This is a genomic window from Micromonospora sp. LOL_024, from assembly GCF_048060415.1.
Classification (GTDB): Bacteria; Actinomycetota; Actinomycetes; order Mycobacteriales; family Micromonosporaceae; genus Micromonospora.
The window spans coordinates 1-26653 of record NZ_JBHMIS010000026.1 but is presented as its reverse complement, the minus strand read 5'-3'; the positions used below and the strand labels follow the sequence as shown (position 1 = coordinate 26653).

The following is a 26653-nucleotide window of genomic DNA, read 5'->3' as shown; positions in this document are numbered from 1 at the left end:
CGGGCGCTGCGTGGCGAGGGAGAGGCCGTAGCGCGGGCGATCCTCGTCGGGACGTGGCCTTTGATGCATCGATGGGGGAAGTCGAGGTCAGCGGGAGACGGCGGCCGGCGGCTTCGGCGGCTCGTGTCCGCGAAGAAAGTTGGTGGCATCGACGGTGGCACTGACCAGGGCGCACGTTGTTGCGGTGAGGGCGAGCCAGAAGGTCACGGTGCTCTTCCAGTCCTCGGCGATCTTCACGGTCACCACTTCGGTGACCTCGGTAGCCTCGGTAGACCGGCTTCGCCGATTGCTCGGGTCAGGCTGACGACGCCAGCCGAAGCGGGCGAAGAACTTGGCCCAGGTGTGGTTCGACCGGCCGCAGCCGAAGATCACTCCGTTGACCTTCCGTCCGCACCGGCTGCCGTTCTGGGTGGTCACGCCGCACGTCGCCGGCGCCTTCACGGCGAGCAGCCAGGCCGGGATTGCGATCGCGATCGACGCCGACCAGGCAAGGCTGATGAGGTCGAGCGTGACGAGGTAGTAGACGACGCCGACGATGGCCAACGCCTCAACGCCGAGGATCAGCATGGCCTGATCTCGCTTCAGCATCTGGGAACCTCCGAGTGGTCAAGGAGCGCGACGATGTCGACGAGTTCGGTACGGAGCCGGGTCAGCTCGGCTGCGGTGACGCCGAGTTCGTAGTGGTGGTGGTGACCGGCGCGGGACAGCGCCCACCACAGGTAGCTGGCCCGGCGCCCAAGGTCGGGGCCGGCGTAGTGGGCGAGCAGCAGCAGCTTCGGCCGCTGCACCCGGGTCCGTCCGATCTCGGGGCAGACGCGAGCCCAGTACCGGTCCATCGCTGCTTCCAGCTCGTGGCGAAGCAGCCACGCGCACGCACGGGGCCAGGCTCCACGGGTGCCTCGGATGACGCTGCTGAGCATCCGGTCGGCGGTGGCGAGGTACAGCGACGTCGTCATCGCAACCGCCCCACGAGCGCAGCGGTATTGGCGACCATCGCCCGGACGGGCATGCTCCGGTGGCCGTGGACCGCATCCGCCACCGCTTTGACCGTCCGGGTGGCCTGCGCGCCGTAGTCACGGTCGAGACGAGCGAAGAGCTCCGGTCGGGGTACGAGGCGGCCGAAGAGCCCGAGGCTGAGCCGGTCCTTGACGGTGTGCGCCCGGCTGAGCCCTTCCTGGATCTGCTGGTAGGGCGTGCCGCGCCGATGCTCGGCGGCCCGGTAGCGATCCATACTCACCGACTCGATCGCGGACCGGCAGAACCCGGCGACCATCAGGTACTTCGCCTCGTCCGCGATGTCCGCGGCGACCAGAGCGCGGGCATCGTCGAGGTAACGGTCCGCTGGGTCGCAGACCTTGCGGACCTCGACGATCGAGCCCTGGCGGCGAGTGACCTCCCGGACGTCGGCCTCGATGTCGAGGCGGCGGATCGCTTCCGGCAGCCGGTCGTCGTGGGTGAACACGATGACCTGCCGGGTCAGGGCGACCTCCCGCAACACCTCGGCCAAGCCGTCGATCTTGGTGGGATCCATGCTCTGCACCGGGTCGTCGATGATCACGAATCGGTACGGGCTGGTGTCGGCGCAGGCACGGGGCAGGAAGACCGCGAGGCCGAGGGCGTGCAGCTCACCCTGGCTCATCACCGCGAGCGCGCTGGTCTCGACGCCGTCGGCGGCTACGGGGAACAGGACCCGGCGGGTGTTGTTCACCCCTTCCATCCGCAGCCGGCGCAGCTCGACGTTGCTCTCCTGCCGCAGCTTCTGCCAGATCCAGTCCGACTGCGCGGCGAAGCTGCCCAGTCGGTCGGCACGGATCGCCTTCTCGGCGGTATCGAGAGCCGCACGAGCCTTGGTGAGCAGAGCCAGGGCCGGCGCCTCGGCGCGGACCATGGCCGCGGCGTCGACCCACCGGCGGATCGCGGCGCCGGGCTCGCGCCAGGCGTCGTGACGCTGGGCGAGCCAGCCGGCCGCCGCCTTCACGAGGGTGGTGTGCGCCGCGACGACACTGTCCCAGGAGAGCCGATCGGGGCCGAGGCCGGCGAGAGCTTCGCGCATCGCCGCGCTCTCGCCGGGGATGTAGGGCGCCAGCGTGGCAGCGGCCGGTTCCAGCAGCCGGTGGATGTCGCCGAGCAGCCCATCGACCGTACGCCGGGCGTGCGCGTGAGCCTGCTGGGCCGCGCGTGCCGCCGCAGCGACCGCGGCCATCCTCGCGAGTTCCTCCTCGGCCTGCGTACGCCAGTCCTGGTCCAAGGTCCCGACGCGACACACCGGGCAAGGGCCGCTCCCACGAGCGTGGTGCAAATCGAGCGCGGCCCGCAGCAGCCGGGCGCTCCGATCCGCAGCGCCGCTGTCGGTCGCGGTCGTCTCCCGCATCGCCGCCGCGGACTCGGCGAGGGCGACCAGCGCCCCACCGAGGTCGGGCAAGTCCTGCTCGGCGAGTCGCCGGGCGGCTGCCGCTGCAGGTTCCTCCGACGTGGCGGTGTCGATGCAGGCGAGGTCGGCCAGCAGGGTCAGGTTTGCGCGGAGCGGACGGGCACCGAGCGCGCTCAGGGCGTCGCGGGCGCGGTCGTCGTCGATCTCACCGAGCTGTTCGCGCAGCTCGGTGAAGGCCGCCTTCAGCGCCTTGGCACGGTAGTCGTAGACCTTACGCCGCTGCTGCAGCCGGGCGTCGGTGTCGCGCAGCGGGCTCAGGCCGAGGATCGGCGCGATCGCGTCGTACAGCTCGGCCGGCTTCGCGGTGATGACCCGTTCGAGGTCGCGGGCGGACAGGAACGGCCGGTACCTGGCGGCCTGACCAACCCACTGCGGCACCTGACCGGGCGACATCGCGGCGCCGCCCGTGGTCGTGGTGACCGTCGCGGAGGTCAGATCGGTGGCCCCGGCCGGCCAGGTGCGGTGGGTCGTCACCTGCTGGCCGGAGTCGAGCCGAAGGCTGAGGCGGATCTCCGATGCGCCATCGTGGTGCAGGTTCCGCCAGCCCTCGCGGAAAGCCGGCGGACGCTGCGCCCAGCGCAGGGAGTCCTCGGTCAGCGCGTACTCGACGGCCTCGGCGATGCTGGACTTCCCGGAGCCGTTGCGGCCCACGAACACGGTCAGCCCGGTCTTGGGCAGCCGCCCGACCGTGACCTGCTGGCCGATCCCGCGGAAGCCGGCAACCCGGACCTCTTCCAGCAATGCCTGCGGCGTTGCACCGCCCGCCTCACCCAACTCGGGCGACGGCGGAAGGGCCTCACCTCGCAGTACGTCATCGAGAACCTGCTCGCCGTGAAAGGCGGCAAGAACCAGGTCGCTGACCGGGCCGGGCACCTGGAACCGCTGAAGGCGGTCAGTGAGCTCCTGGTAGAGCGTGAGCGTGTCGTTCATCAGACCCCCTGATGTCGTTGGCGCATCGAGGGAACCGCAGATTGGTCGCTTACACTGCCCTACACACTGTTATCCCGGGATAACAGATTGACCTTGTTTTCTGAGGATCCAGGACTCGTACTGTGACCGCTAGAGCGAGGAGGTGAGCCATGGAGGCGGAGTTGATGTCGCAGCGCGAGATCGCGCAGCTCGCGCGGGTCAAAAAGCCTGCGGTCACCACTTGGCGCCGGCGGCACTCGGACTTCCCTCAACCCGTGCCGGGCAACCACGGCCAACCTCTCTTTCCTGCAGACGCTGTCGTGGCCTGGCTACTCCGGACCGGGCTCGGCCACGCCGACCCGGACACCCTGCGCGCCGAGCGGTCCATGCACACCCTGGCGGCGTACGCCCGGCGGCACGGCGGCCGACGCACGATCGTCGTCCTCGCCGCCGCGCTCTGCCTCCGCCACCTCACCGGCCAGGCACTGCCAGCCGATCCTCTGCCGCTGGCTCAGCGCCTCGATCCCGATGACGAGTTTCTGCTGCACGAGCTGGCTGACGCCCCGGAACTGACCGGGCTCGCCCAACTGGTCGAGCAACTGATCGAGGGAGCCTTCGACCCGTGGCATTGCTGTCAGTTCCTGCTCAGCTCCGCCAACCGCCTCGGCTGGCCCGAGCTGACAGCGGATGCGCTCACTCCAGAGACGGTGGCCCTGATTCGTCGGGTGGCCGACGCGCCGACCCGGCTGCAGGCCCACGGTGCCCTTACCATCGCCGACGGCAACGCGGGCGCAGGTGACCTACTTACAGCGCTGATAACCGACCAGGACCGCGACAATCTGCGAGTCAACGCGTTCGTCGCCGACGAGGAACTCGCCCGCCTGGTGCGTCGGCAGCTACTCCTCGCCGAGTTGCCCGAGTTCCAGTTCGACGTGCGCGCCGATGAGCTCAACGAGGAGTTCGCCGACCCGGACCTCATCGTCACCCGGCTCCCCTACCAACCGGCGGAGAGCCGAGAAGCCCTCGCCGACCTCGACCGGGTCGAAGCGATCGCCGATCTGCTCGGTCCGGGCCGCACGGCCATCGTCGTCGGTCCCGCCAGCAGCCTCGTCGACCAACTACGGGACGGGCCAGCGGCGTTTCGCCGGTCCGCGCTGCTGAGCAGCGGCATCGTCGAGGCGATTGTGCAACTGCCGGGCGGCGTCTACCCGGCCAGACCAGGCCATCCCGCCGCTCTGTGGCTGCTGACCCGCGACCCGATCCCCACTACCAAGGGCCGCGTGCTACTCGTCGACCTCAGCGGTCACGCGCTTGACCAATCCACTGTCGAGTCCGCAGCCGAGGACATCCTCCTCTGGCGCGCAGAGGGGCACCGCAGCGACGGCCACGACCCGCGCACCGGCCGAGTCGTCCCGCTGGACAGCCTCAACCTGCGTCGGGGTGCGGCGCTCCGACCGCCGGGTCCGGCGTCGGTCACCCTGCGCGCCCGGCTGGCCGCCGACCGCCCCGCGCTCGTCGGCGAGGTCGAGCGCCGTCTCACCGACGCTGAGCAAGAGGCCATCCGATACGCGAAGGAGCACGGTTTCCTGAACACCGGAGCGGTACAGCGTGACGGGATCAGGCCGAATGAGCTTTCCTGTGAGGCGCTACGAACGGCTCGCCGGGTCCGCCCCCTCACCGGACACCGCTTGAACCCTGAGCATGTCGGACCGCAAGGTCACCATCGGGTAATCGGCGCGGCAGAGGTACTCGCGCAGTCGTCCGAGCGCTGGATGGACCGGCTCACCCTCGCTGCGGGGTACCCGCAGGTCGCCCTTACCGAACCGGGCGACCTCGTGGTCACCAACGTCCCTCGGTTCGGGGTTCTCCTCGATACCGACGGCTTTTCGGTGATCGAGTTTCCGGCCAGCGGCCTGCGTATCTCCCCGGGCGACCCGCTCACTCCTCGTGTGCTGGCGGCACTTCTGGGCACTGCCCGCAACATGGCACGTAGTCCTGGTGCAGTGCGGGGCCCGCGGCTGTGGGATGCCACGATCCCTGACCTGGCCCGTGACGAGGCAGCCAGCCTGGACGAAGTGCTTCGCCGTCTGGACGAACGCGAGCATCTACTGCAGCGGCAGGCCGACCTTCTGGCGAAGTTGCGCGAACTCATCGTGACCGGGTTCACCGACGGCACCCTCACGACTTTGTACGGTACGAACTCCTGAACGAGAGAACGGAACACACAGTGCCCCCACGTAAACGCGCCAACGGACAGGCCGAACTGTTCGGCGTGTCCAGCACCAAGCAGATTCAGGACATCCTGTGGAAGGCCGCCGACAAGCTGCGCGGCTCCATGGACGCCGCACAGTACAAGGAGTTCGTCCTCGGCCTGGTCTTCCTCAAGTACGTCTCCGACGCGTTCGCCGAACGCCGCGCCCAGATCAAGGACAGCCTCTCCGACATCCCGGAGAACCGCCGCGCCCAGTTCCTCGACGATCGCGACGAGTACGCCAGCGCGAACGTCTTCTGGGTGCCGGAGACCGCCCGCTGGGACTACCTGGTGGAGAACGCTCCCAGCGGCGTCGGCGAACTGCTCGACAACGCCATGGACGCGATCATGCAGGAGAACCGGGCGCTGACCGGCGTCCTCCCGAAGATCTTCAATCGGGACAACGTCGACCAGAAGCGGTTGAAGGAACTCGTCGATCTGATCAGCGACGCCCGCTTCACCGGCCATGGCGACCGGAAGGCACAGGACGTTCTCGGTGAGGTGTACGAGTACTTCCTGGAACGCTTCGCCCGAGCCGAGGGCAAGCGGGCCGGCGAGTTCTACACCCCGTCCAGCGTGGTGCGGGTTCTTGTAGAGGTGCTGGAGCCCTACGAGGGCCGGGTCTACGACCCGTGCTGCGGATCGGGCGGCATGTTCGTGCAGTCGAAGAAGTTCGTCGAGGCCCGCGCTGGCCGCGACCACACCAACGACATCGCGATCTACGGCCAGGAAGCCAACGAGCGCACCTGGCGGCTGGCGAAGATGAACCTCGCCATCCACGGCATGGACCCGGTCGGCATCGGCGACCGTTGGGCCGACACATTCGCCGACGACAAACACCCAGACCGGCGGGCCGATTTCATCATGGCGAACCCGCCGTTCAACATGAGCGACTGGGCGCGGAAGGTGGGTGACCCGCGCTGGCGCTATGGGACGCCGCCGCAGAGCAACGCCAACTACGCCTGGCTTCAGCACATCCTCTTCAAGCTCGGTGACCGGGGCAGTGCCGGCGTCGTCCTCGCCAACGGCTCGATGTCCTCTAAGCAGTCCGGCGAAGGCGAGATCCGGCGCGCGATGGTTGAAGCCGACCTCGTGGCCTGCATGGTCGCTCTCCCACCGAACTTGTTCCGCACCACCGCTATTCCGGCCTGCCTCTGGTTCCTGACCAAAGACAAGACCCCGCAGGGCGCGAAGGCACTGACCGACCGGCGCGGCGAGATCCTCTTCATCAACGCCAACGCCCTCGGCACCATGGTCGACCGCACCGAACGCATCCTCACCGACGACGACATCGCCAAGATCGCCCACACCTACCAAGCCTGGCGCGGAACCAGGTCCGCGAAGACCAAGGGCCAGACGTACGAGAACGTCCCCGGCTTCTGTTACTCGGCGAAGCTCGACGAGGTAGCCGCCAACGACTACGTCCTCACCCCTACCCGCTACGTGGGCGCTGCGAAAGCCGAAGAGGACCCGGACGCCGAGCCGCTCGCAGACCGCATCGAACGCCTCACCAAGGAGCTGTACGCCCACTTCGACGAGGCGTCCCGCCTCGAAGCCCTCGTGCGTAAGCAGCTAGGAGGCATCAATGCCTGATTGGGGTGAACGGAAGCTTGGTGACCTCATCACCGTCAAACACGGATACGCATTCAAGGGTGAATACTTCGGAGAAGACCCGGCGCAACCCGTTCTTGTTACGCCGGGAAACTTCGCCGTAGGTGGCGGGTTTAAGGAGAGCAAGGTCCGCACCTACTTCGGCCCAGAGGTGGAAGGCTTCACACTCTCTGCGGGCGATCTCATCGTGACCATGACAGACCTGAGCAAGACAGGAGACACCTTAGGCTATCCAGCGCTGGTTCCGACGGGAAGGACATACCTGCACAACCAGCGCATCGGGTTAGTGGAGTTCCTGAGCCGAGATTCCATCCCACGGTTTCTTTACTACGTGCTCATGACAAAGGAGTACCGTCACCACATCCTGGCGACCGCGACCGGAAGCACCGTCCGCCACACAAGCCCAGGGCGGATAGGCGAGCACGTATTCCGACTTCCTCCCCTCCGGGAGCAGCGGGCGATCGCCTCGACCCTCGGCGCACTAGACGACAAGATCGCGATCAACCACTGCATCGTCGCCGCATCACGCGAGCTTGGAATCGCTCTATATCAAGCAGCTTTAGGTGAATCAGGCCGAGAAATAGCCGTCGACGAAATGTCAGCTTTGCTTACGCGAGGGCAAGCACCCAGGTACACGAATGAACCCACGGGAATCACCGTCTTGAACCAAAAGTGCGTTCGGGATGGGCGCACTGTCCTCGAACCCTCACGGCTCACGGAGGCTGATCGAATCAAGCCGGATCGACTCCTTCAAAAATATGACGTCCTCGTCAACTCGACTGGCGTTGGAACCCTCGGGCGCGTAGGCATCTGGTCTCATGACCTAGCGGCAACCGTTGACTCGCACGTCACCATTATCAGGATCGCACCGCCACTTCCAGCGATCATCGGCGGCTTCGCGCTCCTGGCAGCTCAACCAGAGGTCGAGGCGCTGGGCGAAGGCTCAACTGGCCAAACAGAGCTCAGCCGATCCAAGTTGGCATCTCTCCTGGTCAGCGTTCCTGTGCGGAATGTGGAAGAACTGGCGCGTCGATTGTCTGGGCTTGAAGACCGTGCAGATGCAGCGCTTAGCGAATCAAAGACGCTGACAGAAATCCGTAACACTCTCTTGCCGGAGTTGATGTCGGGGCGGTTGCAGATCAAGGACGCCGAGAGGGTCGTCGAAGAAGCAGTTTAGGTAGTTAAATGGTTCACGGGGAGGGGTTGTGATGGGTGCGGGCGGGTGGATGAGCGAGGCGGACTGGGAGGCGCTCGCGCTGGATCAGCTCGGTGAGCTCGGGTGGGAGCCGGGTGCCGGGAAGGACTTCGCGCCGGGGTCTGGGCAGCGGCAGTCGTGGGCAGATCTGGTGCTCGTCGAGGACCTGCGGGCCGCGGTCGAGCGCCTCCATCCCGAGCTGCCACAGGCCGCCGTTGCCGACGCGGTGCGGGCCGCCACCGACGTGGCCTCCCGGGAGGCATTCGCCGAAAATCGGGCGGCGCACGAGCGGCTGGTCCGCGGCGTCCGTTCGATCGCGTACACCGACGCGTTCGGTGCGGAGCACAACCCCACCGTGCGCTTGGCCGACCTGGACGACCCCGGCGGCAACGTCTATCGGGCGATCAACCAGGTCACGATCGTCGACGGCGACTTCCGGCGCCGGTTCGACATCGTGCTGTACCTCAACGGTCTGCCGGTCGCGATCGTCGAGCTGAAGAACGCCGCTGACGAGAACGCCACCCTGACGGGCGCGCACGCCCAGCTTCAGGCGTACCTCGGGGAGTTCCCGCTCGCCTTCCGGCACGCTGTGCTGTGCTTGATCTCCGACGGGGTCACCGCGAAGTACGGCACCCCGTTCACCCCCTATGAGCACTTCGCGCCGTGGAACATCGACGACGAGGGTGAGCGCGTCGACACCAGCTCGCCGGACTACGACGGCCCGGAAGCGCTCATCGTCGCCCTCTGCGGACTGTTTAACCAGCGGCGCTTCCTGGAGCTCACCGGCGGGTTCGTCAACTTCACGTCGAAGGCGAAACGGATCGCGAAGGCCCACCAGTACTTCGCGGTCGTCCGGGCCGTCGAGTGCATCGTGCGGGCATCGCGGAGCGACGGGAAGGCGGGCGTCGTGTGGCACACCCAGGGTTCCGGCAAGTCCGAGGAGATGGTGTGCACGGCGGCGATGGCCGCCCGGCACCCCGCCCTGAAGAACCCGACCATCGTGGTGCTCACCGACCGCAACGACCTCGACGACCAGCTCTTCGACACGTTCCTCGACAGCCAGACGCTGCTGGGCCAGGAGCCGGAGCAGGCCGACACCCGCGCCGAACTGCGTGACAAGCTGTCGAACCGGAACGTCGGCGGCATCATCTTCACCACGTTGCAGAAGTTCGCACGTACGAAGGAAGAGCGCGACGCCGGCCGACCGCATCCGCTCCTTTCCGGCCGGCGCAACATCCTGGTGATCGTCGACGAGGCGCATCGCAGCCACTACGACAGCCTGGACGGCTACGCCCGGCACCTGCGTGACGCGCTGCCGCACGCCACGTTCATCGCCTTTACCGGCACTCCGATCTCCACCGCCGAGGTCAACACCCGCGCCGTCTTTGGCGAGGAAGTCGACAGGTACGACCTCAAGCGTGCCGTCGACGACGAGGCAACCGTACGGGTCTACCACGAGCCGCGGATCATTCCGGTGTCGCTGCCGCCGGACATCGACCCGGTGAGCATCGACGAGCAGGTGGAGAAACTAACCGCCAGCCTGGACGACGCGGAACGGCGCAGGGCCGAGGCGTACGCGGCCACCATGAACACCGTCTACGGCGCCCCCGACCGGGTCGAGACCCTCGCAAAGGACCTCGTCGAGCACTGGGAGAAGCGGCGGGAGCTGATGCGACCGCAGCTCGGCGGACCGGGCAAGGCCATGCTCGTCTGCGCGACCCGGGAGATCTGCGTCCGCGTCTTCGACGCCCTCAAGGGGCTGCGGCCCGACTGGGCGGACCCCGCCGTCGACAAGGGCAAGATGAAGATCGTCTTCCATGGGATGCCGAGCGACGACGCAGATCTTCGCCCGCATCACCTACGCCCGTCGCAGCAGAAGACCGTTCAGGCCCGCGCCAAGGACCCGGACGACGAGCTGGAGTTGCTGATCGTGCACTCGATGCTGCTCACCGGCTACGACGCGCCGCCGATCCACACCATCTACATGGACCGGCCGATGAAGGGTGCCAACCTGATGCAGGCGCTCGCCCGGGTCAACCGCCGGTTCCGGGAGAAGCAGGACGGCCTGCTGGTCGGCTACGCCCCGCTGACCGAGAACCTGCGCAAGGCACTCACCGAGTACACGTCTAGCGACCAGGAGGACCAGACCCTCGGAAGGGAGATCGACCGGGCGATCAGCGAGGTGTACAACGAGATTTCCGTCCTCGAGGCCATGCTGACCCCGGTCAAGTGGCGGGAGGTCCTGGACGACGAGACGGACCCAACCCGCTGGCGCCGGGCGGTAAAGAAGGCCGCCAACTTTCTGCGCAACCCACGTACCCCCGGCAACGACGCCGAACCCGGCACGAAGCCGTTGCACCGGCGGTTCCGTGACTCGGCAGGCCGGCTGGAACGCTTCTACACCCTCTGTGCGACCAGCCGCGACTTCGCCGAACGCGCCGGTGACATCCAGCGGATGCGCCGCGACATCCACTACTTCCGCGACGTGCGGGTCTGGATCGTCAAGGAGGAGGCCGCCGACCGGGAGGCCAAGGGCCTGCCCAACACGGCCGAGGTGGAACGCTACCTGTCCCAGCTCGCCGCCGAGGTGGTCGACGCCGCCGACATCACCGACATCTACGAGGAGGCGGGCCTCGGCAAGCTCGACATCACCGAGCTCAACGGGGTGGCGTTGCAGCGCCTGCAGGACTCGGAGACCCCGCACCTGGCCGCCGCGGCGCTGCGCCGGCTGATCGAGCGAAAGATGCGTGAGGTCACTAAGCACAACGTGGTCCGGCAGGAGCGCTTCTCGGCCCAGCTCGAAGACCTGATGAACCGCTACATGCGTCAGCAGCTGACCAGCGCGCAGCTGATCGTCGAGCTGGTCGAGCTGGCCAAGCAGGTGTCCGCGGACGCTCGGCGCGGCCAGCAGTTCGACCCTCCGCTCAACCACGCCGAACTGGCCTTCTACGACGCCGTTGCCCAGAACGGTGCGGCAACGGAGCTCATGGGTGTTGGCACCCTGGCGGAGATCGCCCGAGAGCTGGTCAAGTCGATCCAGACCTCGATTACGGTGGACTGGTTCTCCCGTGAACCGGTACGCGCCAAGCTCCGCAGCCACATTCGCCGCCTGCTGGCCCGCTACGACTACCCGCCCGACCACGAGCGGGCCGCTGTCGACCTGGTCATCCGCCAGATGGAAACCTTCGCCAACGAGTGGGCCCCGGGAGGACAGGCCGCCCAGCGGTGACGGAATCGGCGCTACGTGCGTCTGCTTCGGTTATCCAGCCTATGCATCCGACGGTGCGGCCAATCGGCCGAGCACGGGCGTGAGGCCCGCCTCGGTGTTGACCGTGATGCCCGCCGTGGCGTCGAGTGGTAGCAGTGGCAGGACTGTGTAGGAGAAGGTAGCCATCTCGGCTACCAGCGCCTTAAGGTAGCGGACATAGGAAGGCGGCAATTCTTCACGCTGCGACAGCCGGGCGAGGATCAGGTCCAGCCCTCCCGGCTGCTCCGGCAGCCGGAGCTCTATCGACATGCAGGCTTCGACTGCAACGAGGTGACGTACACGCTGTTCGAGTCGCGCACGGTGCTGGCCGGTGGACGGAGATCGCAGCCGAGGGTCGTCCGGCGCGGGGATTCCGGTCTTGTGGTGGGCCAGCGCAGAGCAGATCACCGTCTTGGGACCACGGTCGACGAGCACAACGCCTCGGGCCGGTCGGGCTTCAGCCGTCGTAATCAACCACTCGATACGGCGTGTCTTGGCTTCGAGTAGCGCATGGGCGATCTGGATGCCCGGTGTTGTTCGCGCCCAAGGGCCGAAGTCCTCCGGTGCGGACAACTCGTCCAGGTAGGTCCACAGCGGCGGCGCGTGCGTGACGGTACGCCCGTGTGCAACCAGGACCGGGCCGAGGTTGGCGATGAGGGTGGACTTGCCACTGCCGTCGGGGCCGTCGATGAAGACGATCATCGTCGCTGCTCAGGTTGCCTGGATCGTGGTGCGTCGACCGTCTCGGGCGGCTGCGAGCTGGTGAAGTTCCTCCAACGCCGAAGGCACCTGCCTGGCGAGCTGCACGGCTCGGATGAGGTTGGCCGCACCGGTGCGGCGGTAAGCGTCGTAGTCGTCGAGGAGCCGCGCAGCCTCAGTGCCGGGCCAGTGCTGGTCGAGGGTGGCCACGACGTCGGGCAAGCGGAGCAATCCATGTGCGTCAACGGTGAGGGCGGTTTGGCGGGCGGCGCTGGACAGCGCCGCCAGGGTACGGCGGGCGCAATCAGCGCGGCCGGCGTCGGTGGTGGGTATTGCGGCCTGGCGCTGGTGGGCGAAGTCGCGTAGATGACCGATATCGGCGGCCAGGTTGGCGGTGTGAGGCACTTCCGGCAGCGATGCTGCGCGGGTACCGGCCACGATCGGGACGTCGATGTGGGTTCGACGCAGGACGGTGCGCAGCTTCATGGCATGCAGCCGCTTAATCCCGTCGGCATTGGCGTCGTCGGAGCGGGCGAGGCGCAGTGAGATGCTGATGCCGGTTTGGTGGCTGACCTCGTCGGCGAACTGGCGCAGGGCGACGGCGGCCGGGGACGCGGATTCGAGTCCCCAGGCGATGAGGTCGAGGTCGCTCCAGCCTTCGATGAAGTCTCCGCGTGCGCCGGAGCCGCACAAGGCGGCACCAGCACCGGGATGCTTAGCCAGCAGGGCGTTGGCCTGGCGGCTGAAGCCCCACACCGCTTGGCTGAGGGCGTCGCTGTAGTCGAGCGGGCCGCTGCGGCGCCAGGCGATGATCTCGCCGGCCCGTCGGACGTACTCGTGGAAGCTGGTGTGGCTCGCGGCGGTCAGCGCGTCGGGCAGGTCGTGCCATTGGGCGGCGACGAACCCTTCGGTCTGCCGTGCGGTGGCGGTCGTGTCGATGGCCGCGAACAGGAACCAGTCGACGGTCTTCCGCGCTGGCATGCCATCGTGGTCGGTGAAGTGGTATGCCTCCTGTCCGAGGTACGCGACGTAGCGCATGTCGTGCAGCCCGGCCTCTTCCGATACTTCCCGGGCGGCAGCGATCAGCGGCGACTCGCCCGGCTCGATGCGGCCCTTCGGGGCGACCACCTGACGCTCGCCGGTGGTGCGGATCTGCTCCAACAGCAGCATCCGCGGACGGTGCAGGTCCGTGCAGACGACGATCGCGCCAGCGGAGGAATACAGCCGTGTCATGAGTTTTCCGTCCTCGTGATGGAAGGGCAGGTAGCGGCGTAGACGTCGTCCAGCGTCGCCGTGAAGTGGGCGAGGTGGTGGTGATTGTCGATCCAATGGTCGGCGATCTGCCGCCAGCGGGGCAGTTGCTCGCTTACGCGTTTTCGAGCATCTTTGGCCTTGATGAGAGCGTGGGCCGCAGTGTGGTCGATGTTGATGGCCACGGCCAGGCGATTCACGCGTACCGGCTCGGCTGCCGTGATGAAGACGATGGCGGCGGGACCGGGCCAGGATGCCTTCGTCGCGTGGGCGAGTTCGGCGTCGATGAAGCTCTCCACCACGGCCACATCGGCCGCCCCGGTGCGGACGTGCTCGTGGAGGGCCGAAAGGAACTCGTCCGTATCGAAGCCTTCACGGGTGGGGACTCCCTCGTGCCGCACCTCTGCGCCGGAGGTCAATGCCAGCAGGATCGTACGGATCTTGATCCGTTGCGCGCCGTGCTGTGCCAAGTGGATGCCGGCGGTCGACTTGCCGCTCTCACTGGTGCCGGCCAGCAGAATCAACCCACGCCGCTCAGACGGGGCTGTCACAGCAACTCCGCGACGTGTTTGACGGCCTCGACGCTGGAGGCGATATCGGCCGGCGATCCGATGCCGACCCGGAACGTCAGTACCCGGGACAACCTGTCGAGCACAGTGCGAGGCGGCGTGCACAGTTGTGCTCGGCAGCTCAGCAGCGGGGATCCAGACGCGAACCGAACCTGGCTCGGATCGCTGAATATGCTGACGTGATCGAGGCTGGGATCGATCAGCTTGGCGACGTGATCGGTGACCGCGCTGGTCAGCAGGACACCGACCTGGGCGGGGTCGACCTGCTCCAGCTTGCCGGCGGGAATCCCGCTGTCCGGCACCACGATGAGCGCCAACCTCGCCGTGGTCTTGGCCGTGCCGACGGATGCCAACTGGTCGGGGAACAGGAGGCGAACGTCAGGGCGCTCAGGCACAAGGTGGGGGGCCATGTCGCCGCGCACGTGCCAGGGCAACCGCGGCGCCGGGCCGACGACGATCTCTTCGCGGTCGCACGTGGCGAAGGTGAACTCATCGACGAGCAGGACGAAGCCGGTCTTTGCCAGGCCCAACGCCAACGACGTCTTGCCCTGCCCGAGTCCGCCGTCGAGGACCGCGACAGCCCGACCATCGTTGGTGCCGGTCACGGCGCTGCCGTGCAGCAGCACACGCCCGTCGGCAGCGCCCAGCAGGGCCAGGCACCGCGCCCCAGCCTGCAAGATCGCAATCTCCAGGACCGTTGGGGACACCGTCGTCATGCTGGGGACAACGAGCGACACGCTGCCCGTCTGCTCATCGACCAGTAGTTCCGCCTGCTCTCCCTCGACGATGCGCATCTGATATCGAACGGGCGTCGGTACGCCATCGATGCTGATCCGGTCGATGAATCGCTGTAGGTGCGGTTGGCGCACCGCTGTCGCGTCGAGGTGAAGGCGCCGGTCACCGAACTCCAGAACCCTCATGGCGCACACCCTGTGGGCTTGCTCAGCAGCAGCCAGGACGAGTAACCGCGGTGACGGTTACGGACCGGCGACAGGCTTCCGTCCATCAGTCCCGCCTCGTCGGTCACCTGCATGTGCTCGGCGAGCCCGACGTCGCGTACCAAGTGGCGTAGTTCCTCCAAGGTGGTCAGGTGCGCGTAGCCGGGTGCCGCGCCGGACGCTTTGTTGGCCAGGTAGATGATGTCGCGCGGCGGCAGCGGCAACGAGCCGTGCCGCCCTTGGCCGAGCCACTTCAGATGCCGTGCTGCCGAGTCCAGCCGATTGGCCAACCGCAGCAGGCCGAACCGTCCGGGGAAGTACCAGTTGAACGCCTCGACGATGACGGTCCCACCAGGTGCGCACACACGCCAGAACTCGCGGAGAGCCGCCTGCCGCTCGGCGACGGTTGGCAGGGCGTTGAACGAAAACCTGAGGCACCACACCTGGTCGAAGTTGCCGTCTGGGAACGGGAGATCCGCCATGCTGGCATGGACGTACGTCGCCAGCGGGGTCGATGCGCGTGCCGCGTTCAGGGTCGCCCCGTTGACGTCGACGCCTGTGATGTTGCCGCCCGAGGTGGTGACGGCTCGCGTTACCCGGCCCGCTCCGCAGCCGACGTCGAGGATCCGACTTCCGTGTCCGTACCGGGAGAACAGTGTTTCCTCGCACGGACGGAGCGAAGCCTTGCCGTAGAAGGTCGTCTCGCCTGCATAGTGCACCGTGTTGAGCGCTCGGATCATGTCGCCGTAGCCGACCTCGTCGTAGTGCGAATCGAGATCGTTGCCCTTTGGTTCGCGCTTCCGACCGGCTGTGGGGCCATCAGGAAACGTTGCAGCTCTCGACACGGGCGAGTCTTCCTCTTGAAGGTTCGAGCGGGTGTGTTCGTCTGGTACGGCCTTGCGGAGCGGTGTGGACATCCGGGATCTCCTACGGGCTAGCGGTAGGTGGTGGTGAGGTCACCGACTGCGGTATCGACGGCAACGGTGATTGCCTGTACTGATTGGTGGTGCTCGCGGGCGATGGCAGCGAGGTACGCCGTCAGGGCATCGACGTCCTCATCGAGGTGGAGGTAGGTGGTCAGGCCCAGGGCGGCGACCAGACCGGCGAGGGCGCCGGTGTGGCTGTCGGGCTGCTCCCGGCCCTCCGCCACGTATCGCAGGCGGGTCCGGGCCACGATCGACCATCTGCTGTCCGTCAGGAGGTAGGTGTCGGTATGTACGAGGCCGCCCAGGCGTCGGCGGGTGGTCTGCCGCAGGATCCCGGCGGCGACGAGGCCCGCTCGGGCGCGCTCGTACAGGTCGTCGGCGAAGCCGAGGAGGAACTCCCTCAGCGGTGGGTTCGCATGCCCGTGACGGATATAGCCGATGGCGCTGTCGGCGATCAGATCGCCCACCGGCTGATAGCTGCGGAGGTGTAACCACTGCTCGACAGCCCGGCGGGAGTCATCCTTCGAGGTAAGCGCGATCCGCCCGGCCAGGAAGAGGTCGATCAGGACCGCGCCGGCCAGGCCGAGCGCCAGCGCCTGCCGGTCGATATACGGCTGACCGTTGTCGTCGTCATGGCCGAGCAGGAACAGTTCGTCGCGCAGTGGCAGCGGCAGTCGAGGAATGGTCATCGGCCGGCTCCTTTGATGCCGACGCCCCCGAGGAAGCCGGCGAGGAAAGGGCTGGCGGACGCAGGACTGCCTGCCACCTGGTCGTCAGCATCAGGGCGCCACTGGGCGACAGGGGCGAGTGCTGTGCCGGTGGCGGGTACGGCAGATCGGCTGGCGGGCAGCATGGCGAAGTCGCCGAACAGTGCCTCGACCTCGGCGGCGGCGCGCAGTTGCAGTGGGGTGGGTGTGCGCTGGTACAGCCGCTGCACCTCGTCGGTTTCGGCGGTGGTCGTGCCGGAGGTCGCGTGGGAGATGACGAGGGCGCTGCCAGAGCTCATCGCGGCGCGGAATGGTTCCACGATGGCGTCGACGTCGCCCGGGATGAAGTGCAGGACCGATACGAACAGGACGGCCACGGGGCGGGTGAGGTCGATCAGCCGCTGTGTGGCGGGATTTTGGAGGATGAAGTCCGGGAAACAGATGTCGGCCTGAATGACGTCGACGAACGGGTGGTCACCGAGCAGCGCCCTAGCATGCGCGACGGCTACCGGCTCGACATCGACGTACAGCACCCGAGCATCCGCTTTGGCATGGCGGGCGATGTCGTGCACGTTGCCCACGGTCGGAATCCCCGATCCGAGGTCGAGGAACTGGTGAATGCCTTGCTGGAGTGCGTGTCGGACGGCACTGCGGAGAAACGCGCGGTTGGCGCGGGCAGCGTCGGCGACATGCGGCGCGACGGCGAGGACGGCGTCCGCGGCTCGGCGGTCAGCAGCGAAGTTGTGGCTGCCGCCGAGGAAGTAGTCGTACATGCGGGCGGCATTCGGACGAGTCAGGTCGAGCTCGGCGGGCGCCCAGCTCATCGCCTCAGTTCCCATGCTCTTTTCCTGGTTGCTTGATCTGGGCTTCGGCGATGCGCCGCAACCGGTGATGCACTCCGTCGTACGGGTTCGCGCCGGCCAGGACGGCTTTATTGAGGGCGGCGTGCATGGTGTACAGCGGATCGCAGACGTTGCCGGGTGCGGCCCGACCGGCTTGTGAGACGACCTGGTAGGCGTCGAGAATCTCCAGGCCGGTCAGCTGCGCGGTCCAGGTCACCAGATCGTGCTGGCTGATGCGGTAGGCGTCCTCCAGCGGACGGGCCGCGCCGATCGAGATGATCCGATAGTCGGTCTCGATACGCGGCCACGGGGTCGGCACGCCCTTGATCAGGTCGACGACGACGCTGACGTTCATGGCGGTCTCCACCGCGACACCACACGCCTCGCCCTGCCCCTGACGGGCGTGGCCGTCACCGAGGGCGAAGAGCGCGCCGGGGACGTTGACGCCGAGGTAGACGGTGGTGCCGAGGTGGATCTCCGGGGTGTCGAGGTTCCCGCCGTGCGCGTCGGGCACGAGGGTGGAGCGGGCCTCGCCGCCGGCCGGAGCCACGCCGACGGTGCCGAGCATCGGTTCGAGTGGCATGACGATGCTGTGGTCAGAGCGGCGGGCGTGGAAGGTCACGGTGTCGGCGGCGGTGTCGATGGTGTAGCGCCACACCCGCTCCTCCAACGGCGGATGCAGCATGGCCGTGCTCCGGGTGCCGGTCAGCGCCCCGAAATGCGGGAAGGTGGCGGACACGCCCCAGTCGCGGGCCGGGGTGATGGCCGCGAAATGCAGCGCGAGAGTGTCCCCCGGTTCCGCGCCGACCACGTGGAAGGGGCCGGTGACCGGGTTGAACGCCTGACACACCTGCGACGGCAGATCATCCACCGTCCGTACGGCACCGCCGTAGCAGTCCTCGGTGCTGGTGACCAGCAGGCTGCCCGGCTCGATCTCCATGACCGCCGAGTGACCACCGAAGGTGTAGCGCAGCTCCCCGGGGGCCGGCCGGTAGGTGACGACGTTGGTCATGCCGCCTCCCGTCCCTTCATCAGCCCGGACCGCGAAGGGGCCCGCGCTACGTCGAATCCCGGCGGAGGCGCTGTCTGCCTGGTGCTCATGCCGTTCCGTTCCTTCCTGTCGTCGTCGACTCCGGCGTTGATCGGAGTTCCTCTGGTTACCTGCTGTGGATTGATTGACGAGCGCGTAGAGAGCTACTGCTTCGGCGCTAGGTACGCCAGGTGATGGACAGGTCCTGCGCGCAGCCACCGACCCGGACGGTGACGAACAAGCGGCGGAAGATTCGCCTGATTTCCTCGGGCGAGGCGCTCGCCACCGGACCCGGTGCCGACCCGGCCACCGCTTTCAGGACGAGCTGCTCGATGTCCTCGGCGTCCACGGCCGTCAACCGGCAACCGCAGGGCCCACGGTAGGCACGCCGACCGAGCATCAGGACGGGCTGCAGGGCGATGCCGCAACTGCGGCAGCACAGCAGACCATCGAGGGTGTACGCCGCCGAGGTGGGCAGGCCCAGCCGCGTCGTCCGCTCACCTCCGGAGCCGGAGTCGGAGCCGGCACGCCGAGCGCGGTCGTGCACGTTGTTGCTGCACACGTCAATGGCCACATGCACCTCCACCCATCAACGCTGCCGTAATGCGAGGGCTGGTCACAGCGGTGGCGTGGGTCCGAACGCCGATCCACCGCCGTGGTTGTCTGTGCAACCAGCCTGCGGGTCCGATCCGGCCCTGACGATGCGTGAACGTCCTAGTGTTGTCCTAGTTTTAGCTCGTCTGCGCCGGCCGTCGTCTACTACGCTGCCGACTGCGACAATGACGCTGAGTGCACGGCCCTGGGGGACACCAGTGGAGACGGTACGGCGGTGGACCGGCCGCGAGGCCAAGGCATTTCGCCTGGCGCTACGTATGAGCGTGCGTGGTTTCGCCGAACACCTGGGGGTCAATCCAGCGGCCGTCTCCAACTGGGAGAGGCGCGGTGCCACGAGCCGGATGCGCTACGAGACCCAGCAGATGCTCGACGTCGACCTCGCGCGATCACCGACCGAGGTCAAGCAGCGATTCACCCAGGTCCTCAAGGCGTCAGCCGCTGCCGTGCCAAGCCAATCGCGGGCTCCCGCCGACGGCTCTCAGCAGACAAGACAGGACCTCGGTGCCCGTTCCAGTGAACGGACCACCGCCATTCTCGCGGCGCTCGGTGGCCAGCAGCCCGACGACCTCGTCTACGTGCCGCCGGCTGACGTCCAGCGTCTGGTCGCGGACTTTCTCGCCTCGACCGCCCGCGTCTACCTGCTCACCGGCCCGCCGGGCGGTGGCAAGACCAGCTTCACACGCCATCTGGCGGCGCACGCTTCCGGAGTCGATGTACAGCTGCTGACGGCGGACTCATGGACTGAGGACTTCGACCTGGCGCGCGAGATCCTCCGCTACGGCTCCCTGCCGGCCGGGGAGGATCCCCTGCTGACCTTGGAAGATGAAAGCCAGAGCCTGTCCAGGCCGCTGTTCGTCGCCATCGACAGTCCACAGTCCCGCGCCGTGGTGGACAAGGTCTGCCGCCAACTCGACGGCACGCTGCGGCAGGTGCTGTCAGGCAACCTGAGATTCCTCCTCGTACTGCGCACACCGCCGGAGATCGAGCTCGCGCCCTACCCCGTTCTGGCGGCGGCAGTCATGCCCGGTCAGGACCGCGGCGCCGGTGCGTCGCTGCGGCTGGAACGATGGGACGCTGGCACCGCCCGGCAGGTATGGAACGCCCAACGGTCCGAGAGCGAGCCTTCGTTCGACGCGCTGCCGGCAAAGATTCGCAACTTGGTCCGTCTGCCGCTGTACATGAGCCTCATCCGTGCCGCCAAGTCGACCGAGCCACTCGGGCACACCAACGCCTACCGGCTCGTAGAATTCTGCGTCGCCTCGATCTTGAAAGCGGCGGGACTTGATGTCGAACGCACTACCGCAGACCTGACGGCTCTCGCGCGCCGGCAACTCGCCGCAGCCTGGCCCCACCCCCTACTTCCGGCGCTCGATGCCGGCCCGGGCGATGACGATGAACTCACCGCGTCCTCGGTCGCGGGGCTCGTACGACCCGGACCGACCGGTGCTCTGGCGTTCCATCACGACGTCATTCGTGAGTACCTTTTCGCGCGGTGGCTCGCCCAGCTCATCGAGGCCCACGGCCGCTCGACCACCACCATCGAGTTCCTCAACGACCTAGCCGCTCGCACCAGCACATCAGCCGACCTGCGAGGCGTCCTGGAATTCGCCCTTCAGGGCTTGGACGCCACGTCGCCGGAGCTGCTGGCCGCCGTCGCCCAGTCACCATCGGTCAGCATCACCGAAACGCTGCCGTTGATGCTCGAGCTCACCGGCGACACCCCGGCCTTCGCCACGGCAGAGGTGCTGCGTGTCTGCGCCTCCCGGTGCCTACACGACAACGGCCTGCCACTCGCCAGGGCCCTCCTGCACGCCAGCGCGGCCACCACAGCCCTCGGCGCGGAGTACCCGCGATGGATGCTGCGGGTACTGCGCCGCTTCGGCCCGGCAGTCTGGGACGACATCGTGGCGTGCGTCGAGACGCAGCTACCCATCGCGGTCATCCACGACTTCGTCCGACTCGCGCAACTCGACACGGTAGAAGACGCGGTTTTCCTCGCCCGACACTTCTACGTCTTCATCGCCACCGACGACGGCCGGTCCCAAGAGCTCAAGGCGCTCCTCGCCCACCCCGACTGGCGAGCACGCGCAGCCCTCGCCGAAGGGATCCAAGCCGGCCGCGCCATCCCACCACACACGATGACCACGATCTCGGAAGCGTTGGCTACGGACCGCGACTACAAGGTCCGCGCCGCCGTCGCCGACGCCGTCGGCCGCTCCACCGCGCCCGGCACGGAGCACCTGGTCGCCACTCTCCTCGAAGACCGGAACTGGCACGTCCGCGAGCGCCTCCTCCAAGGGCTCGCCGCCCGTGCCGGGCACGACCACTCGGCCGCCGACCTGGTGATCAGGAAGCAGGGCGCGTGGCGAAGCGGCCCTCGGAACGTCCGAGTCGCTGCTCAGCGGCTCCTGCTCCAATCCGGCCGACGACCGCTTCAAGAGGACGACTCCGCTCGCGGTGCCTTGTTCTGCCTGCTCCGAGAGCTCCGCACCGGCGCTCTACGGCTACCCGCGAACGTCCAAACCGCCATGGTCGGCGAGGGCATCGCCTCGACCGACTGGCTCGTTCGGGCCGAAGCCAGCCTGCTCGACGGACAGGGCGCGGGCACGAACACGACGGTAGGCATCAGCAAGGAAGCCTTCCGCCGACTCCGAGACGGACGCGCACTCCAGGTCGCACTCGATGTCCGCGACGTCGACTACGCCATCCGCGTCGCGCAGGCCGCCGCCACCGCCGGCGTGCAGTTCATCGAGATCGGCGACCCCCTCATCAAGAGCGTCGGTATCCAGGCCATCAGCACCATCAAGCAACAAGCTCCTGGCATATGGGTCGTGGCCGAGATGATGTCCGCAGACTGGGGGCGCGACCAGGTCGTTCTCGCCGCCGAGGCCGGAGCCGACGTCGTACTCCTTATCGGACCCGCCAGCATCGCCAGTGTGTCCGCAGCCGTCGAAGCGAGCAAACGCCTCGCGGTCCCCGTCGTCATCGACGTGCCCGAGGGGCGGCTGACCCAAGGTTGGGTCCAGGACATGGAACGCACGGGCATCGACGGCTTCGCCATCACCACGAACATCGACCTGGGCGTGGCCGGCTTCCACCCCCTCGACCAGGCACAACTCATCAGGTCGTGGACCAAGCTGCCGATCGCCGTATCCGGCGGCTTCGAACCCACCGACGTCGAAGCCAGCCGACGACACTCATGGGACATCCTCGTCATCGGCCGCGGAGTCACCGACTCCCTGGACCCGACCACCGCCGCACGTGACCTCACCGCATCGATCAAGCTCACCGAAGGGCAACACCGATGATCATCACCCCGCTCACGGTCGACCGGATTTCCGACCTCGAGAAGCTGTTGGCGCTCGGAGAGCCGTACATCAGGCTGCGGGGCTCATCGGACTACTGGCTGTACGCCACACTGTTCGCGAACACCTGCCCGGTCGCCATCGTCGACGGGCAGGTCGTCGGCAGCGTGATCGCCTTCCGAAGCCAGATCGACCCGTCCGAGATCTACCTCCAGGACGTAATGACCCACCCGAGCCACCGCCGTGCGGGAATCACACGAGCGCTCATCGAAGACGTCCGCCGCCAGGGCTCCCTCTGGGGATGCCAGCGCCTCTTCCTCACCTCGGAACCCGACAACCAGGCCGCGCACCGGGCCTGGCTCGCCCTGGGCTTCACCAACGTCCCCGGCGACGCCGTCGAGCACGGAGTATCGGTGATCCACGACTACAAGGGGCCTGGGAAACACCGCGCCGTGTACGAACGCCGGATCGCAACATGATCAGGCACGGCCCGCCGTCTCATTGCTCGACTAACCTCCGCGCAGGAGTCGAGGGGTAACAGGTTGTAGCGAGCCAGTCGAGTCGGGGTGTAGGGCAGTCCCTTCCGCCAGGCTGCATCAGAAATGGCGAAGCGCTGTTGGCGGGCCTGCGAAACCGTTGGCTGTTCAGGCCAATGTGTGGTGGGGTCTGCTGGTGGGTTCTCGATCAAAGCGCCGAGAGGCGCGAAAGAAGCGGCAACGACGTGCTGGCTCAACGTCACCGGCGTTTGATCCGCATGCGCAGGTCATCGTTGACTCCTGGGCCGCTCTGGAGAGGCTCATTGCCAGGTTCGCTGCGACCAACGACCCGCTGGCAGCGATCGGTAAAGAGTTCGACGCGGCCATTGCTGAGTTCGTTGGAAGGTTGCGGAGGTTTGATGCTATCCGGCTCATCGAGGTAGCTCGTCTGGCGTTCCTGCCGATCGTACCCAAAGGCGAGATGCCGGTTACCGCAGAGGCAAACGCCGCGCATGTCGAGCTGCTGGCACTCGTTGCTCTCGCAGCTGAGCGGGGAGCAGCCGCCGCAGGCGTCCCCGACTCCGATGTGGTCGAGGATCAGGAAATGAGCAGCTTTGTCTCCGAGGCGAAGGAAGAGCTTGTCACGCTTCTTCGTCTGGCACAGTTGCGGTCGTTCGCGGCTGCAGATCCGACCGACAAGCTTGCCATGGTGTCATTGCTCATCCAAGGCTCCGAGGTTTGGGTCCGCAACCTGTCTTACCCGGAGATGGTCAAGGCGACAAATCTTGCGCTCCTCGATGGCGACCCTGCCGTCCGCGCGGCGCTGAACGTTGAGCTCGGTTTTGATGCGACCGACGCGCTGGCTGTTCTTGACACATGTCACCAGCTGCAAGTCATCAACATGAACGATCGTGTGAATGCGATGCACGTGGCGATATCGGATGCGATGAAGTCGACGCAAGGCGGCGAGCCTGACCGTAAGATGGCAGAACTTGCCAGGGCCAATTTCGTGTCGATGTTCGAGCCTTGCGTCAACGAGGCCACGGTCGCAATCGGAGATATCGTCGCGCGCACGGGCATTGCTGAGGAACGTGTCAGAGGGGTCGTCGATCGGTTCCGCCTTGACCTCGGGATGGCCACCCCTGCGGAGGTCATCGACCAGTTCATGACCGGTAAGAATCCAATGCGCATCCGGCCACTCGTCGCCAGCAATAATGGGCGCGTCATGCTGCCGCATCCTGCGCTAAACGTGGTCGCCGTGCGAGAGAACCTCGAGGATTATCTCAAGACCTCGGCCGCGTGGAACCAGTACGCCGCGCACCGCGGTAATCTTCTCGAGTCCCGAACTCGCACCGCGCTTGGTCGCGTTTTCCCTGGCGCCCATTACCGCGACGCGTTCGATTACTATATACCCGCGAACGGCATCGAACGGGAGACCGCCGATCCGGCGAGGTACACCAAGCGTGTCGAGGGCGACCACCTCGTCCTCCTTGACGACGTCGCGGTCATCGTTGAGGACAAGGCCGTTGCGTTGAGCACCCTCGCCCGCGGGGGTAAGACGACGCGCATTCGCACCGACCTAACCGGCATTATTACGAAGGCCGCCGACCAATCCGGTCGGCTGCGGGATGGAATCGAGCGCGATGGAGGCCTCCGCATCGAAGGTGAAGGATGGGTTGACCTCAGCCACATTCGCGAGATCCACACCATCGCAGTCAGCCTCGATGACCTGTCGACCGTTCTGACCGCTACCGCAGAACTGGTGCGAGCAGGCGTGCTCACCCTCGACAATATTCCCTGGACTGTGTCGTTACACGACCTCGAGCTCATCACCGAACTCGTCGCTCGGCCGGCTGAGTTCCTTCTCTATCTTCGTAGGCGCCGCAATCCTGATGTCACCGTAATTTTTAGCGCACCGGACGAACTCGACCTGTTCCTGTACTTCTTCGAGGCGGGTCTTTGGGTCGAACCCGACCCGGTAAAGGTGCGCGCCGCATTCCCGTTCTTACCTGAGCCAACTACAGCTGAACTGCGCCGCTACCGCTCACAACAGCGGGTTTTCCTGAGTAGCCGTACTGATGCGCTAGACAAGTGGTTCCATACTAGAGACCGCGACGATGTGGGCACCGGAACTGCACCGAAGCCAGCGATGGCGCCTTCTCCGGTCGAGTCGCTAATCGACGAACTGCAGTTACGAAATGTCACAGGCTGGCTCAGTGTCGGCGCAACATTGCTGTCTGGGTCGACACGAACCGAGCATCAGTTCGCGCGTAACGGTGACGATCTCCTTGACAATCCGTCCCCCAACGGCAAAGGCCGCAGCCTCGCCGTGCCCATCGCGGCCAGCGTCGACCCAGCCGAAGGATGGCTGGCGGTATGGGCCACCCGTCCGGCGGGGTCGAATCCCGCTGCCATAGAGAAGAAATTCCGCGATTACCTGCGCGCAAAAAAGTACCAACTCGGCATCCCTCGGGGTATTGTCTTCCTGTATGATGAACCGACTCGTGGTCTCGTCGGGGCCTATTACGACGGACACATCGGGCCGCTCGACGCCGCACTAACGGCCACCCTAAAACACTTGCGGCCCGCTTCATATCTTCAGAGCCGGCTACCTCCGAACGTCAAGCGGCCGCCGCACAACACAGGGAACACTAGGACAATGAATGCGAAGCGGGCGCGAAGGCGTTAAATTAACTCTTGGTCTTGGTGTTCACTCCGACTCGGTGGCCTCGTCGTCTGGCCTCGGCGGCGAGGCCACGGAGCAGGTCCAGCGCCCTGGGGAAGGATGCCCCGGTGACCTCCAGCCCGGCCGGGTTCTTCTCCAGGGCGGCGAACACGAGGTCAGGATCGGTGGTGACGCGACGGGTGGTGAGTCGGATCCGATTCCAGTCCGTCTCGTCGGGGTCGTTGTCGCTGGACAGGCGGATGATCAGATCCCGGCAGCGCGGCCAGTGTGCTTGAGGTGGAATCCGGCGGGTACGAGGCCGTGCTGCTTGGCGGCTGGATGACCCGCCGATACCGGGCGCGTTCCTCAGTATCGGAACTCTCCACCCGTACGGTTCCGCCCTCGGCTTGGAGGCGCTCAACGAGTTGTCGGGCCTGCTCGACCGTCGCGGCGGCTGGAGACGGCGTCGAGCCGACCACCTTGGTGGCGTCACCGGCTCCCGAGAGGGCCGTGGCCGGCTTACCTTGCTTGGCAGTGGCGGGGGTCCGGACACGCTGACGGGGTGCCTTGCTGTCGCCCGAGATGCGGTCGGGGTGGTCGGGGTGGATGCCGTTGTCGAGGTAGAAGCGGCCGGCGTCGGTGATCTGAGCCCGCCACACGCCACCTCGACGGCTGATGCCGACGAGGCGACGGGTCTGCAATGCCCGAGCCATGTGACGCTGATCGACCCCGTCCGGGCCGCTGAGGTCGTCGCCGTCGCCGATCCGCCGCAGCACCAGCAGTTGATGTTCCTTCAGCGGATCCCAACTCTGCATACTCTCGACCTTCGACGGCTACGACCTGATCCGCAGGGAACGACACTCACCACTGCATGGAGACGGACGGCAGCGCCGTGACCATGTGCAGACGGCCCTACTCGCTGACCCAGGGTCTTTGCGTTGTCGATGTGCGGGGCTGTGAGCTGGGCTGACGTGTCGATTGGGGTC

General features: G+C 66.7%; 21 protein-coding genes. 7 read left to right on the top strand and 14 right to left on the bottom strand.

Going from position 1 to position 26653, the window contains the following annotated elements; translation table 11 throughout:
* Nucleotides 1-87: 87 nt before the first annotated feature.
* The 3 genes from ACFHWY_RS21980 to ACFHWY_RS21970 are packed head-to-tail and all read right to left on the bottom strand — an operon-like array spanning nt 88 to nt 3361.
* Nucleotides 88-588, bottom strand: a complete 501-nt coding sequence (locus ACFHWY_RS21980) for a hypothetical protein (RefSeq protein WP_416582126.1) — start codon at nt 586-588, stop codon at nt 88-90.
* Complete coding sequence (locus ACFHWY_RS21975; protein ID WP_416582125.1) at nt 582-956, bottom strand: hypothetical protein; 375 nt, start codon at nt 954-956, stop codon at nt 582-584. Before ACFHWY_RS21975 ends, ACFHWY_RS21980 begins: the two co-directional genes overlap by 7 nt.
* Entirely contained in the window at nt 953-3361 is a 2409-nt protein-coding gene (locus ACFHWY_RS21970; protein ID WP_416582124.1) for an AAA family ATPase, read from the bottom strand. Before ACFHWY_RS21970 ends, ACFHWY_RS21975 begins: the two co-directional genes overlap by 4 nt.
* A 149-nt stretch (nt 3362-3510) precedes the next feature.
* Between ACFHWY_RS21970 and ACFHWY_RS21965 the strand changes: the two genes are divergently transcribed.
* Genes ACFHWY_RS21965 through ACFHWY_RS21950 form a run of 4 tightly spaced genes read left to right on the top strand, consistent with a single transcriptional unit; the run spans nt 3511 to nt 11626 of the window.
* Entirely contained in the window at nt 3511-5547 is a 2037-nt protein-coding gene (locus ACFHWY_RS21965; RefSeq protein ID WP_416582123.1) for an SAM-dependent DNA methyltransferase, read from the top strand.
* Between the two features lie 20 nt (nt 5548-5567).
* On the top strand, nt 5568-7184 hold the full coding sequence (locus ACFHWY_RS21960) for an N-6 DNA methylase (RefSeq protein ID WP_416582122.1): 1617 nt from the start codon (nt 5568-5570) through the stop codon (nt 7182-7184).
* Entirely contained in the window at nt 7177-8379 is a 1203-nt protein-coding gene (locus ACFHWY_RS21955) for a restriction endonuclease subunit S (protein ID WP_416582121.1), read from the top strand. Before ACFHWY_RS21960 ends, ACFHWY_RS21955 begins: the two co-directional genes overlap by 8 nt.
* Nucleotides 8380-8410: 31 nt before the next feature.
* On the top strand, nt 8411-11626 hold the full coding sequence (locus tag ACFHWY_RS21950; protein ID WP_416582120.1) for a type I restriction endonuclease subunit R: 3216 nt from the start codon (nt 8411-8413) through the stop codon (nt 11624-11626).
* Nucleotides 11627-11665: 39 nt separating this feature from the next.
* On the opposite strand, the gene ACFHWY_RS21945 is transcribed toward ACFHWY_RS21950, so the two are convergent.
* The 9 genes from ACFHWY_RS21945 to ACFHWY_RS21905 form a co-directional block, all read right to left on the bottom strand.
* Nucleotides 11666-12346, bottom strand: coding sequence for a hypothetical protein (locus ACFHWY_RS21945; protein WP_416582119.1), 681 nt, complete (start codon nt 12344-12346; stop codon nt 11666-11668).
* A 9-nt stretch (nt 12347-12355) separates the two neighbouring features.
* Entirely contained in the window at nt 12356-13576 is a 1221-nt protein-coding gene (locus ACFHWY_RS21940) for an NUDIX domain-containing protein (protein ID WP_416582118.1), read from the bottom strand.
* Nucleotides 13573-14118: a hypothetical protein gene (locus ACFHWY_RS21935; RefSeq protein ID WP_416582117.1), complete on the bottom strand. Its 546-nt coding sequence runs from the start codon at nt 14116-14118 to the stop codon at nt 13573-13575. The genes ACFHWY_RS21940 and ACFHWY_RS21935 overlap by 4 nt, the downstream gene beginning before the upstream one ends.
* A gap of 23 nt (nt 14119-14141) precedes the next feature.
* On the bottom strand, nt 14142-15083 hold the full coding sequence (locus ACFHWY_RS21930; RefSeq protein ID WP_416582116.1) for a hypothetical protein: 942 nt from the start codon (nt 15081-15083) through the stop codon (nt 14142-14144).
* Nucleotides 15080-15946 (bottom strand): class I SAM-dependent methyltransferase, encoded by an 867-nt coding sequence (locus ACFHWY_RS21925; RefSeq protein ID WP_416582115.1) that lies wholly within the window; start codon nt 15944-15946, stop codon nt 15080-15082. The genes ACFHWY_RS21930 and ACFHWY_RS21925 overlap by 4 nt, the downstream gene beginning before the upstream one ends.
* A gap of 89 nt (nt 15947-16035) precedes the next feature.
* A complete protein-coding gene (locus ACFHWY_RS21920; protein WP_416582114.1) occupies nt 16036-16716 on the bottom strand; it encodes a GOLPH3/VPS74 family protein in 681 nt (226 codons plus the stop codon).
* A complete protein-coding gene (locus tag ACFHWY_RS21915) occupies nt 16713-17558 on the bottom strand; it encodes an SAM-dependent methyltransferase (protein WP_416582161.1) in 846 nt (281 codons plus the stop codon). The genes ACFHWY_RS21920 and ACFHWY_RS21915 overlap by 4 nt, the downstream gene beginning before the upstream one ends.
* A gap of 4 nt (nt 17559-17562) precedes the next feature.
* Nucleotides 17563-18588 carry an acetamidase/formamidase family protein gene (locus ACFHWY_RS21910; protein ID WP_416582113.1) on the bottom strand — a complete coding sequence of 342 codons (1026 nt, stop codon included), beginning with the start codon at nt 18586-18588 and terminating at the stop codon, nt 17563-17565.
* Nucleotides 18589-18784: 196 nt separating this feature from the next.
* Nucleotides 18785-19192: a hypothetical protein gene (locus ACFHWY_RS21905; RefSeq protein ID WP_416582112.1), complete on the bottom strand. Its 408-nt coding sequence runs from the start codon at nt 19190-19192 to the stop codon at nt 18785-18787.
* 193 nt (nt 19193-19385) lie between these two features.
* Between ACFHWY_RS21905 and ACFHWY_RS21900 the strand changes: the two genes are divergently transcribed.
* From ACFHWY_RS21900 to ACFHWY_RS21890, 3 genes are all read left to right on the top strand, one after another.
* Nucleotides 19386-22529 carry an orotidine 5'-phosphate decarboxylase / HUMPS family protein gene (locus ACFHWY_RS21900; protein ID WP_416582111.1) on the top strand — a complete coding sequence of 1048 codons (3144 nt, stop codon included), beginning with the start codon at nt 19386-19388 and terminating at the stop codon, nt 22527-22529.
* Entirely contained in the window at nt 22526-23005 is a 480-nt protein-coding gene (locus ACFHWY_RS21895; RefSeq protein WP_416582110.1) for a GNAT family N-acetyltransferase, read from the top strand. Before ACFHWY_RS21900 ends, ACFHWY_RS21895 begins: the two co-directional genes overlap by 4 nt.
* Before the next feature lie 157 nt (nt 23006-23162).
* Complete coding sequence (locus ACFHWY_RS21890; protein ID WP_416582109.1) at nt 23163-25691, top strand: hypothetical protein; 2529 nt, start codon at nt 23163-23165, stop codon at nt 25689-25691.
* A gap of 1 nt (nt 25692) precedes the next feature.
* Here the strand turns inward: ACFHWY_RS21890 and ACFHWY_RS21885 are convergent, their stop codons facing one another.
* Entirely contained in the window at nt 25693-25839 is a 147-nt protein-coding gene (locus ACFHWY_RS21885; RefSeq protein WP_416582108.1) for a hypothetical protein, read from the bottom strand.
* A 4-nt stretch (nt 25840-25843) separates the two neighbouring features.
* On the bottom strand, nt 25844-26482 hold the full coding sequence (locus ACFHWY_RS21880) for a hypothetical protein (RefSeq protein WP_416582107.1): 639 nt from the start codon (nt 26480-26482) through the stop codon (nt 25844-25846).
* Nucleotides 26483-26653 lie beyond the last annotated feature (171 nt).